General features: G+C 57.8%; 8 protein-coding genes. 2 read left to right on the forward strand and 6 right to left on the reverse strand.

What is annotated here, in order from left to right; all coding sequences use genetic code 11:
• Window positions 1–49: 49 nt before the first annotated feature.
• The 3 genes from fusA to rpsL are packed head-to-tail and all read right to left on the reverse strand — an operon-like array spanning window position 50 to window position 3,037.
• A complete protein-coding gene (gene fusA, locus ACK3EW_RS14185; protein ID WP_439121548.1) occupies window positions 50–2,167 on the reverse strand; it encodes an elongation factor G in 2,118 nt (705 codons plus the stop codon).
• Window positions 2,168–2,182: 15 nt separating this feature from the next.
• Window positions 2,183–2,653: a 30S ribosomal protein S7 gene (rpsG, locus tag ACK3EW_RS14190; RefSeq protein ID WP_085628843.1), complete on the reverse strand. Its 471-nt coding sequence runs from the start codon at window positions 2,651–2,653 to the stop codon at window positions 2,183–2,185.
• Between the two features lie 12 nt (window positions 2,654–2,665).
• Window positions 2,666–3,037 carry a 30S ribosomal protein S12 gene (gene rpsL / locus ACK3EW_RS14195; protein ID WP_054000841.1) on the reverse strand — a complete coding sequence of 124 codons (372 nt, stop codon included), beginning with the start codon at window positions 3,035–3,037 and terminating at the stop codon, window positions 2,666–2,668.
• A gap of 372 nt (window positions 3,038–3,409) precedes the next feature.
• On the opposite strand from rpsL, the gene ACK3EW_RS14200 reads away from it, so the two are divergent.
• On the forward strand, window positions 3,410–4,249 hold the full coding sequence (locus ACK3EW_RS14200; RefSeq protein WP_493806715.1) for a putative rhamnosyl transferase: 840 nt from the start codon (window positions 3,410–3,412) through the stop codon (window positions 4,247–4,249).
• Here ACK3EW_RS14200 and ACK3EW_RS14205 read toward each other — a convergent pair.
• A complete protein-coding gene (locus ACK3EW_RS14205; RefSeq protein ID WP_493806716.1) occupies window positions 4,182–5,087 on the reverse strand; it encodes a DMT family transporter in 906 nt (301 codons plus the stop codon). The genes ACK3EW_RS14200 and ACK3EW_RS14205 overlap by 68 nt on opposite strands.
• Before the next feature lie 177 nt (window positions 5,088–5,264).
• Here ACK3EW_RS14205 and ACK3EW_RS14210 point away from each other — a divergent pair, with 177 nt between their 5' ends.
• Window positions 5,265–6,602, forward strand: a complete 1,338-nt coding sequence (locus ACK3EW_RS14210) for an MATE family efflux transporter (RefSeq protein ID WP_493809734.1) — start codon at window positions 5,265–5,267, stop codon at window positions 6,600–6,602.
• Between the two features lie 36 nt (window positions 6,603–6,638).
• On the opposite strand, the gene ACK3EW_RS14215 is transcribed toward ACK3EW_RS14210, so the two are convergent.
• Window positions 6,639–7,847: a PQQ-dependent sugar dehydrogenase gene (locus ACK3EW_RS14215; protein ID WP_493809735.1), complete on the reverse strand. Its 1,209-nt coding sequence runs from the start codon at window positions 7,845–7,847 to the stop codon at window positions 6,639–6,641.
• A 142-nt stretch (window positions 7,848–7,989) separates the two neighbouring features.
• Window positions 7,990–12,237: a DNA-directed RNA polymerase subunit beta' gene (rpoC, locus tag ACK3EW_RS14220; RefSeq protein WP_493806717.1), complete on the reverse strand. Its 4,248-nt coding sequence runs from the start codon at window positions 12,235–12,237 to the stop codon at window positions 7,990–7,992.
• Window positions 12,238–12,294 lie beyond the last annotated feature (57 nt).

Raw genomic sequence — 12,294 nt, forward strand, 5'->3', positions numbered from 1 at the left:
ACACATCCTACAGGGTTGGTAGGGTGCGTGGTTGCCCACGCACCGCGGGTTATGCGTATTTTGACTGGATCTCTTCAGAGATGTTCTGCGGGACCGGATCGTAGTGATCGAACTGCATCGTGAACTGCGCACGGCCCGAGGACATGGAACGCAGCGTGTTGATGTAGCCGAACATGTTGGCGAGCGGTACCATCGCAGCAATCGCAACAGCGTTGCCGCGCGGTTCCTGCCCAGTCACCTGACCCCGACGGGATGTCAGGTCACCGATGATCCCACCGGTATAGTCTTCCGGCGTCACAACTTCGACCTTCATGATCGGCTCAAGCAGCTTCGCTCCGGCTTTCTTCATGCCTTCGCGCATGCCCATCCGAGCGGCGATTTCAAATGCCAGAACGCTGGAGTCCACATCGTGGAACTTGCCGTCGATCAGAGCCACTTTGAAGTCGATCACGGGGAAGCCTGCCAACGGACCAGAGTCCATAACCGACTTGATGCCCTTTTCGACGCCTGGGATGTATTCCTTGGGAACCGCGCCACCGACAATCTTGGATTCGAAGGAGTAACCTTCGCCCGGCTCTGTTGGTGTGATCACCAGCTTCACTTCGGCGAACTGACCCGAACCACCCGACTGTTTCTTGTGGGTGTAGGTGTGCTCGACCTCGTGACCGATGGTTTCGCGATACGCCACCTGAGGTGCACCGATGTTGGCTTCAACCTTGAATTCACGCTTCAGGCGATCAACGAGGATATCGAGGTGAAGTTCGCCCATGCCCTTCATGATGGTCTGACCGGACTCAATGTCGGTTTCCACACGGAAGGAGGGGTCTTCAGCCGCCAGACGCGCAAGGCCCTGGGACATCTTTTCCTGGTCGCCCTTGGTTTTCGGCTCGACCGCAATCTCGATGACCGGATCCGGGAACGTCATCGTTTCCAGAACCACCGGATCAGCTTTGTCACAAAGCGTGTCACCAGTTGTCGTGTTCTTGAGACCACCCAGAGCAATGATGTCACCAGCATACGCTTCGGTGATTTCATCACGGTTGTTGGAGTGCATCATCATCATACGGCCCACGCGCTCACCATGACCTTTGGTCGAGTTGAGCATGGAGTCGCCCTTCATGAGCTTACCAGAGTAGATCCGCACGAAAGTCAGCGAGCCAACAAACGGGTCGTTCATGATTTTGAACGCAAGGCCGGAGAACGCCATATCGTCATCCGCGCGACGCGGGATATTGCGTGTTTCGGTCTCATCACCCGGCTTGAAGCCCATGTAGTCAACCACGTCGAGCGGGCTCGGCAGGTAGTCAATCACAGCGTTGAGCAGCGGCTGAACACCCTTGTTTTTGAACGCGGAACCGCCCAGAACCGGTACGAACGACAGCGACAGCGTGCCCTTACGAAGCAGAGCGCGCAGTGTCGGAACGTCAGGCTCGTTGCCTTCAAGGTATTCCATCATCGCGTCGTCGTCCATGTCGACGGCCGCTTCGATCATCTTACCGCGCCACTCTTCAGCCATGTCCTTGAGGCTGTCACGGATCGGAGCTTTGATCCAGGACGCACCAAGATCCTCGCCCTGCCAGAGCCACTCTTCCATGGTCACAAGGTCAATCAGACCTTCGAGTTCAGTTTCTGCACCGATCGGAATGCCAACCGGCACAGCCTTCGCGCCTGTACGGTCTTCGATCATCGCAACGCAGTTGAAGAAGTCAGCACCGATCTTGTCCATCTTGTTGACGAACACCATGCGCGGAACCTTGTAGCGGTCAGCCTGACGCCAAACGGTTTCGGTCTGCGGCTCAACACCAGCGTTGGCGTCAAGAACACAGACTGCGCCGTCGAGAACCGCCAGCGAACGTTCGACTTCAATGGTGAAGTCCACGTGACCGGGGGTGTCGATGATGTTCAGACGGTGCTTCGGGCTATCCGGCTCAACACCGTTTTCCGTGCGTTCCCAAAACGTCGTGGTCGCAGCGGACGTGATCGTGATGCCACGTTCCTGTTCCTGCTCCATCCAGTCCATGGTTGCAGCACCATCGTGCACTTCGCCGATGTTGTGCGACTTGCCGGTGTAAAACAGGATGCGCTCGGAGCAGGTGGTTTTACCTGCGTCGATGTGCGCCATGATACCGAAGTTGCGGTAGCGCTCGAGAGGATAATCGCGTGCCATTGTGTTTGGCTCCTATTACCAGCGGTAGTGGCTGAACGCTTTGTTCGCGTCGGCCATCTTGTGAGTGTCTTCACGCTTCTTCACGGCCGAACCACGGGAGTTCACGGCATCCAGAAGTTCAGCGGCAAGACGCTCTTCCATGGTGTTTTCGTTGCGGGCGCGGCTCGCGTTGATCAACCAGCGGATCGCAAGCGCTTCGCGGCGCTCGGGACGCACTTCGACGGGCACCTGGTAGGTTGCACCACCAACCCGGCGGGAGCGAACCTCGACCGACGGCTTGATGTTGTCCAACGCCTCGTGGAAGATTTCCACTGGCGCGCGCTTTACCTTGCCTTCGACGCGATCCAGCGCGCTGTAGACGATGCGTTCCGCGACCGACTTTTTACCATCGATCATCAGGTTGTTCATGAACTTGGTCAGAACCCGGTCGCCATACTTGGCGTCGGGCAGGACTTCGCGTTTTTCTGCGGCGTGACGACGAGACATCTGTAATTCCTCTTACTTCGGACGCTTCGCGCCATATTTCGAACGGCGCTGTTTCCGGTCCTTGACGCCCTGGGTATCCAGAACACCACGCAGGATGTGATAGCGCACACCGGGAAGGTCTTTTACACGACCGCCACGGATCAGAACCACAGAGTGCTCCTGAAGGTTGTGGCTTTCACCCGGGATGTAGCTGATGACTTCGTAACCGTTGGTCAAACGGACCTTGGCCACTTTACGCATCGCCGAGTTCGGCTTCTTCGGTGTGGTTGTGTAGACACGTGTGCATACGCCACGTTTCTGCGGGCACTGCTCAAGGTGCTGCGACTTCGAGCGCTTGATTTTAGGCTGCCGCGGCTTGCGGATCAGCTGTTGGATCGTTGGCATTCCGGTTCTTTCCCCGTGTAGCTCACATATGTGGTGCACGGGGTGTCCCGTGCGGGTTTCGTATGAAGGCCATGCGCGTCCGCTTGACCCTGTTCAATTCTCGCCGTTTTCCTACAAAAACGACGCAAAGAACCGCATCCGCCTCCTTAGTGGAAGCGATACGGTGCATTTCCAGAGGATCGGGGCTTGCGCCCGGATCTTGACCGCTCCAGTCCTGTAAATCGGCAAAACGGGTATCCACCCTGCCGAATTAGACGCGCGTATATGGAGAGTCGGATAGCTTGTCAACAGCGCCCCGGCGCTTGTGTGCACCGCGTTGCCAAGGCACAGTTACGTAACACAAGCCGTCGCCGTTACACAGGGCCAATCGCCATGCAGACCATCGTTTTCTGTCGGTTTTCCTACCCCGCCGAGGGCGGTTTCCAAGTAGAACACGACAGCATCGCTGACCGCCGCGCCTTTCTCTATGCGCCTGACCGAATGGAGCAGCGGTTTGCTCTGTTCGAGCACCTGTGCCTACCCGGCCTCAAGGCGCAAACCGATCCCGATTTCGACTTTGTCGTTTTGGTCGGCAGCTGTCTGCCCGCCCCCTATCTTGCCCGACTGAAAGCCCTGATGGCCGATTTGCCCCAAGCGCGCATCATTGCGCGCGATCCCGCACCGCACCGGCAGATCTGTCAGTCTGTTCTGAATGCAGCCCGTAAGCATATCAATCAGCCCTGCCTGCAAGTTCGCCATGATGACGATGACGCGCTCTCGGTCGATTTCATTGCCCGCCTGCGAAAGGCAGCCACCGATTGCGCCGCTTTGGTTCTTGGCAACAAGCTGGTTGGGTTCGATTGGAACAGGGGCTACACCATCTGCCGCTCTGACCTTCATCCGTTCGAAATCACCGAGACGGTCAATCCCTATCTCGGCGTGGCGCAAGCACTGGCGGTTCAAGGCGGCGTCCGGCAAAGCCTGATGAATTTCGCGCACAGCCGCATCAACCGTTTCATGCCGACCGTCACATTTACCGACGCACCGATGTATCTTCGCTCACACCACGGGAGCAACGATTCCCGTCAAAAGCCCAAGGTTGATCACCCGGATTTTCACGCTCCCACAGTCGAGCATATCGAGACATTGAACCGGCGGTTTGCCCTCACGGCTGACGCGGTAGAATCGGCTTTCGCGCCCGCCGCTTCAACTGCGCCTCACGCAGCAAGCTGAACACCCCTGTCGCCACGATGATCGTCGCTCCAATCAAGGTCAGAGGCTCTGGCCATTCGCCAAAAACAAGAAACCCCAGGATCAACGCCCAGACCAGCCCAGTATAGCGAAACGGTGCGACAAAGCTAACTTCGCCAACACGCATCACCATGACGCTGCACAGATAGGCGCAGATAACAAAGGTGGTCGCCATCAGAACCAGCATCGTCAGCCGCGGTGTCATCGCGACCCAGTCCTGTTCAATCGACCAGAGCCCCGCAAACAGCGTCACGATCACCGACGAAAACACCGTTACCGTCAGCGACGGCACCACTTTGGACACCCGCCGCGTCACCAGATCGCGCACCGTGACCGCCGCGACAGCGCACAGCGCATAGACCGAAGCCGAGGTGAACCCGTCCGTTCCCGGCCGCACAATCAGCAGCATGCCAACAAACCCGATGATGATCGCCGACCAGCGCCGCCAGCCCACCGCCTCGCGGAACACCAGCGCGCCACCCAAGGTGACGGTCAATGGCAACATCTGCAAAAGCGCGGTCACATTGGCCAAAGGCATCGCCAAAAGCGCAGTCAAAAAGAAATACGCCGCTGTCGCTTCGGCCAGCCCGCGCCCAAGGATCAGTGCCCAGTCTTGGGCCGGAAGTCGCAGCTTCAACCCGTTGAAATAGACCGCCATCGCGATCAATGCTGCCGAGGCCAGAGCCCCGCGGATCACCAGCAATTGCGACAGCGGCAGATCCCCGCCGGTCGCCTTGATTGACGCGTCCCCAAAGGTGAACGCGGCCATCGAGACACACATCAAAAGCGCACCGCGCATATTGTCGGAGAGTTGTATCATGCTGCTCGGATTAGCAGGCCGTCTGTGCCGCCTCCATGCCAAAAGCGACACGCGATAGGTCTTTGGCTTTCAGGGCCATTCAGTATATCGCAGCAAGGGGGTGACACCTCCCCCAGTCGCTATGAGACAGGAACGCCCGTGGCATTAGCCCTTAACGACGATCTAACCACCGGGCCAATGCTGACCCACTACAAGAACCTCGCCATCCCGGCAGCTTTGGGGATGCTGTTCTCCACACTCTATAATGTTGTGGACGTTTACTTTGCCGGCAAACTCTCGACCGAGGCGCAGGCGGGTCTGGCCATTGGCTATCAAGCATTCTTCATAATGATGGCTGTCGGCTTTGGCCTTGGGTCCGCCCTCAGCGCACTGGTCAGCAATGCCAAGGGCGAAAAGAACACCACGGCCAGCCGCAGTCTCGCGGCACAAGGCCTTAGCTTTGGTGTCATCGCCACCGCGCTGCTGATGGTCGGCGGCTGGTTCGCGGGGCCACACCTGATCGCGCTGGTATCCGAACCGGGTGGCTATCGCGACGCCGCGTTGGGCTATTTCCGCCTGCTGATCCTCGCCCTGCCCGGCTTTCTGTTGGCCTATGGAGGCAATGGCATCCTGCAAGCGCATGGCGACACGCGGTCGATGCAACGTGCTATGATGGTCGCCTTCTTTGCCAATATCGGCCTCAACCCGCTGATGATGTTCGGCATTCCCGGTATCTGGGGCGGCATGGGCTTCAATGGCATCGCCGCCGCCACCGTCATCAGCCAGACAGGCGTAATGCTGTTCATCCTGTCCCGCGTGTTCAACCTGAACATGATGGAGCGGGTAAAACGGGCCGAATTCGTCCCCGATCCCGCGTGTTACAAGGCCATCTTCGAACAGATGCTGCCCGCCACAACGGCAATGGTGGTGATGTTCGTCTCCGGCTTTGTCGTCCAATTTGCGCTCAAGAACTTCGGCGAAGATGCCATCGCCGCTTATGGCGTCGCACTCAGGATCGAACAGATCCTTTTGCTGCCGGTTCTCGGCATGACAAGCGCGCTGCTGCCCATTGCGGGGCAGAATTTCGGGGCCAAGGAATATGACCGCGTGCGCGATGCCGTGTTCTTTTGCTGGAAACTCGGCTTTGCGTTGTCGCTAATCGCTATGCCCGCCCTGTGGTTTGGCGGAGCTTGGGCCATGCGGCCCTTCACGTCAGACGCAGACGTGATTGAGATCGGCGCAAGTTACCTGTTGGTCGATGGGTTTCTTTTTCCGATCTACATGATGCTCTTCTCCATCAACTCGCTGCTGCAAGCGATGAAGCGCCCAATCTACACGCTTTGGATCAGCGTCTACCGCCAAGGCTTTGGCGTCGCCTTCTTTATCTGGGTGTTTATTGCGCTCTTGGGTTTTGATGTCTGGGGGGTCTGGCTGGGCATCGCAACCGCAGTCTCAACCGGCTGGGTCATGGCCCTAATCGTCGCCATCCGTGTGTCGCAAACCACAATGGGTGGTCTTCGCGCCAAACCTGCATAAAAAAACGGAGCGCATTTTGCGCTCCGTTTGCTTTGCTCAGGAACCCGACCCACCAATTGTCACATGGATCAGCCTACCGTTTTCGTAATCAGTGGTGAGGATCAAACTACCGTCGCTCAATTCTTCGATATCGCGCACGCGGCCGTATTCGGTGAACAGACGCTCCTCGGCGCTGACGCGGTCTCCGTCCCACTCAAGCCGCACAATACCCGGCGCCACCAGTCCCGCAACAAGGCTGTCGCCTTGCCATCCGGACATGAGGTTACCTTCGTAAAACAGCATATCCCCCGGTGCGATGACCGGGTCCCAGTAATATGCAGGCTCTGCCATGCCCTCGGCTTGTGCTCCGCCTGTTCCGATGTCCTCACCGTCATAGCGCACGCCGTAGGATACCACCGGCCAGCCGTAGTTCAGCCCCGCTTGTGGGATGTTGATCTCGTCTCCTCCAGCCGGGCCGTGTTCAACAATAAATAGTTGCTCGCCGCGCATGGCCGCACCTTGGATGTTGCGATGTCCGTAGGACCAAATCGATGCCTCTGCACCCTCCTGACCGACGAACGGGTTGTCTTCTGGAATCGATCCGTCAAGACCCACGCGCACGACTTTGCCATACGTATTGTCCAACCCTTGCGCCTTTTCACGCTCTTCGTCGGTAAAGTGTTCGCCCGTGGTGATGAAGGCGTGACCTTTGCCGTCAAACACGATCCGGCTGCCATAATGCATCGCGGCTGGTGAGGGCGGGGTTTGTTCGAAGATATCCATAACATCTGTCAGGGCCGTCATGTCCTCGGACAAGACACCGCGTCCGGCAGCCGTTACCGAAATGCTGTCGCCTTTTCCCTTGGCGTAGGTAAAATAAATCATTCGATCTTCGGCAAAGTTCGGTCCAACTTTTACATCCAGCAAACCGGCTTGCGTGCTGTTGCCGGCCGATTGGTTGAAAATCTCAGGAAGGCCGGAAATCGGCTCCGACACGTCCCCATCCAGTGACACATGCACAAGACGCCCGGGGCGCTCGGTCACCAGAAGCCCTGCCCCATCGGGCAGTTCGGCCACTGCCCATGGGTGTTCCAGCCCTTCGGTGATCTCGCGATACTCGAATGTCAGATCGGACTGCGCCAATTCGGCACGGGTCTGGTTTTCAAACGCGGGTTCGAAATCGGCATTCTTTGCACCCCAGCTGTGGGTCTCCTGTGCGGCCACAGGGGCGGCAAGGCATATGGCCAGAGCAGTGGTCGTTGTCATTGAGCGGATCATGAAACTCTCCTTTTACGCTGTTGCTGGATCAACGTTCGTTGAGAGTTTCCGTTCCTGTTTTTACCAGAGTTCAAACAAAAACCCCCGCGACAAGCGCGGGGGTTTTTTATCATTTGGTAAAAAGTCGCGCTTATTCGCGGCTTTCCGGGGTGTCGACAATGATGTTGTCGAACTCGTCGCCACCCACCACATCGTCCATCGGCGCAGGAGCTGCCAGCGCAGCCGCCGCCTCGGCCTCTTCGCGGCGTGCTTCGATTACGACATTGTCGCGATCTTGCGCCACGCGACGCATTTTCTGGGTCGCCCCTCCGGTGCCCGCCGGGATCAGACGGCCCACGATGACGTTCTCTTTCAGGCCAACAAGCTTGTCTTTCTTGCCCTGAACCGATGCTTCGGTAAGAACGCGCGTGGTTTCCTGGAACGACGCCGCCGAGATGAAGCTGCGCGTTTGCAGCGACGCCTTGGTGATGCCCAGCAGGATCGGTTCGCCTTGGGCAGCACGGCCACCCTTCTTTTCGGCCTTTTCATTGGCAAGGTCGAATTCGGCTTTGTCCACATGTTCTCCTTTCAGAAGCGTGGTGTCACCAGAATCCTGGATTTCCCACTTCTGAAGCATCTGGCGCACGATCACTTCGACATGCTTGTCGTTGATCTTCACACCTTGCAGGCGATAGACGTCCTGAACTTCGTCGATCATGTAGTTCGCCAGCGCTTCGACACCCATGATGGACAGGATGTCATGCGGCGCAGGGTTGCCGTCCATGATGTATTCACCCTTCTGGATGAAGTCGTTCTCCTGAACAGGAATGTGCTTGCCCTTGGGGACCATGTATTCCACGGGCTCCATCGTGTCATCCGCCGGTTCGATGGTGATACGACGCTTGTTCTTGTAGTCTTTGCCAAAGCGGACGTAGCCGTCGATTTCCGCGATGATGGCGTGGTCCTTGGGTCGACGTGCCTCAAAGAGTTCAGCCACTCGCGGCAGACCACCGGTGATGTCCTTGGTCTTGGCGCCTTCGCGCGGAATACGTGCAACCACGTCCCCGGCCTTGACGTCCTGACCATCTTCGACGGACAGAATGGCATCCACCGACATCGGATAGGTGATCGGATTGCCCGCATCGTTGCGCAGCGGCTCGCCGTCTTCACCCATCAGGATGATTTCCGGCTTGAGCTCATTGCCCTTGGGTGCAGCACGCCAGTCGATGACGATCTTCTGGGTCATGCCTGTCGCATCGTCGGTTTCGTCACGTACTGCTACACCAGCGGTAAGGTCCACGTGCTTGGCGATACCGTCCTTTTCGGCGATGATCGGCAGGGTATAGGGATCCCATTCGAATAGCTTGTCGCCGCGCTTGACCATGTTGCCTTCATTGACGAACACCTTGGTGCCGTAGCCCAGCTTGTGGCTGGCCCGTTCGACGCCATGCTCGTCCATGATGCGCAGCTTCATGTTACGGCCCATGACAAGCGTGTCACCCACCGAGTTTTCCAGCGTAGACGCGTTCTCGAACACGACCTTGCCTTCTTGGCTCGCTTCTTGGAACGACTGCTGACCACCCTGAGCAACACCGCCGATGTGGAACGTCCGCATCGTCAGCTGTGTACCCGGCTCGCCAATCGACTGTGCCGCGATGATACCCACCGCTTCGCCGTTATTGACCAATGTGCCGCGTGCAAGGTCACGACCATAGCACATGGCACAAACGCCCTCTTCGGCCTCGCAGGTCAGCGGCGAACGGATACGCATGGTGGCAACGCCCGACTCTTCGATCATGTCGGACATGCGTTCGTCGATCAGTTGACCGGCGCGCACCAGCACCTCGTCCGTTCCCGGCTTGAGGATGTCATCGGCGTTCACACGACCGAGGATACGCTCGGCCAGCGATGCGACGACTTCACCATCATTGACTGCCGCTTGCGCGGTGATCGCACGATCGGTGCCGCAATCATGCAAACGCACGATGCAGTCCTGCGCCACGTCCACCAGACGACGGGTCAGGTAACCCGAGTTCGCCGTCTTCAGAGCGGTGTCCGACAGACCCTTACGAGCGCCGTGGGTCGAGTTGAAGTATTCAAGAACGGTCAGACCTTCCTTGAAGTTCGAGATGATCGGCGTTTCGATGATGTCGCCATTCGGCTTCGCCATCAGGCCGCGCATCCCGCCCAGCTGCTTCATCTGCGTGACCGAGCCACGGGCACCGGAGTGGGCCATCATGTAGACCGAGTTCGGCTCCATAGTCGCGCCGTTCTCGTCGGTTTTTTCTGCCGAGATGGTGGACATCATGGCTTCGGTGACCTTGTCGTTACACTTCGACCAAGCATCGACAACTTTGTTGTACTTTTCACCCTGAGTGATCAGGCCGTCCATGTACTGCTGTTCAAAATCCTTAACCTGATCGCGTGTTTCTTCAACGATCGGCCACTTGGTTTCCGGGATCACCATGTCGTCCTTGCCGAACGAAATGCCCGCCTTGAACGCTTCTTTGAAGCCCATGGTCATGATCTGGTCACAGAAGATAACCGACTCTTTCTGGCCGCAATAACGGTAGACAGTATCGATGACTTTCTGAACGTCTTTCTTACGCAGAAGCGTGTTGACGAGATCAAACGGCGCTTTCGCGTTCAACGGCAGTAGCGCACCAAGACGCACACGACCCGGTGTGGAATCGTACAGCTTGGTGATCTCGTTGCCTTCGTCGTCGATCTGCTTGACCCGGCATTTGATGTGGGCATGCAAATGCACTTCGCCAGCATTCAACGCGTGTTCGACTTCTTCGATCGACGCGAATGTCATGCCTTCGCCCTTCATCCCGTTGCGGGCGATGGACACGTAGTACAGGCCAAGGATCATATCCTGCGACGGAACGATGATCGGCGCGCCGTTGGCGGGCGACAGGACGTTGTTCGTCGACATCATCAGAACACGGGCTTCCAACTGCGCCTCAAGGCTCAGCGGGACGTGAACAGCCATCTGGTCACCGTCGAAGTCGGCGTTGAAAGCCGAACAGACCAGTGGGTGAAGCTGGATCGCCTTACCTTCGATCAGAACCGGCTCGAACGCCTGAATGCCCAGACGGTGCAGCGTCGGCGCACGGTTCAGCAGAACCGGGTGTTCGCGGATCACTTCGTCAAGAATATCCCAAACTTCGGGACGTTCCTTTTCGACCAATTTCTTGGCTTGTTTGACGGTCGACGACAGGCCCTTGGCTTCAAGCCGCGAATAGATGAAGGGCTTGAACAGTTCGAGCGCCATCTTCTTCGGCAATCCGCACTGGTGCAGTTTGAGTTCCGGACCCGTCACGATGACCGAACGACCCGAGAAATCGACGCGCTTGCCCAGAAGGTTCTGACGGAAGCGGCCCTGCTTGCCCTTGAGCATGTCGGACAGTGACTTGAGCGGGCGCTTGTTGGCTCCGGTGATGACACGACCACGACGGCCGTTGTCGAACAGAGCGTCCACGGATTCCTGCAACATCCGCTTTTCGTTGCGGACGATGATGTCAGGCGCGCGCAATTCGATCAGGCGCTTGAGACGGTTGTTCCGGTTGATCACGCGGCGATAGAGATCGTTGAGGTCAGAGGTCGCGAAACGGCCCCCATCCAGAGGAACCAGCGGACGCAGTTCTGGGGGGATCACGGGGATCACTGTCAGAACCATCCATTCCGGACGGTTGCCGGACTCGAGGAAGGATTCAACCACCTTGAGGCGCTTGATGATCTTCTTGGGCTTCAGTTCACCTGTCGCTTCCTTGAGGTCGGCACGCAGCGTGTCGGCCTCGGATTCCAGATCGATATTGGCGAGCATCTCACGGATCGCTTCAGCACCGATATTGGCAGTGAACGCGTCCATGCCGTAGGCATCCTGCGCGTCCATGAACTCTTCTTCGGTCATCAACTGGCCGTAGGTCAGGTCGGTCAGACCCGGCTCGATCACAACGTAGTTTTCAAAGTAGAGGATGCGTTCCAGATCGCGCAGCGTCATGTCCAGCATCAGGCCGATGCGCGACGGCAGCGACTTGAGGAACCAGATGTGGGCGCAGGGCGCGGCCAGTTCGATATGGCCCATCCGCTCGCGGCGGACCTTCTGCAGGGTGACTTCCACACCGCATTTTTCGCAGACAACGCCGCGATACTTCATACGCTTGTATTTGCCGCACAGACATTCGTAGTCTTTGATCGGGCCGAAGATGCGCGCGCAGAACAGGCCGTCACGCTCGGGCTTGAACGTCCGGTAGTTGATGGTTTCGGGCTTTTTGATCTCACCGAAGGACCACGACAAAATCCGCTCGGGCGATGCGAGCGAGACTTTGATCTCGTCGAACACCTTGGCCGGTGCGACGGGGTTGAACGGGTTGTTGGTCAGTTCCTGGTTCATAGAGTTACCTCAAAATAAGGGCGTGGGGGATGAGCCGGGCGCCAATTCCTTCGAAGG

The sequence above is a fragment of the Marivita sp. NO-S04 genome (genome assembly GCF_059070475.1).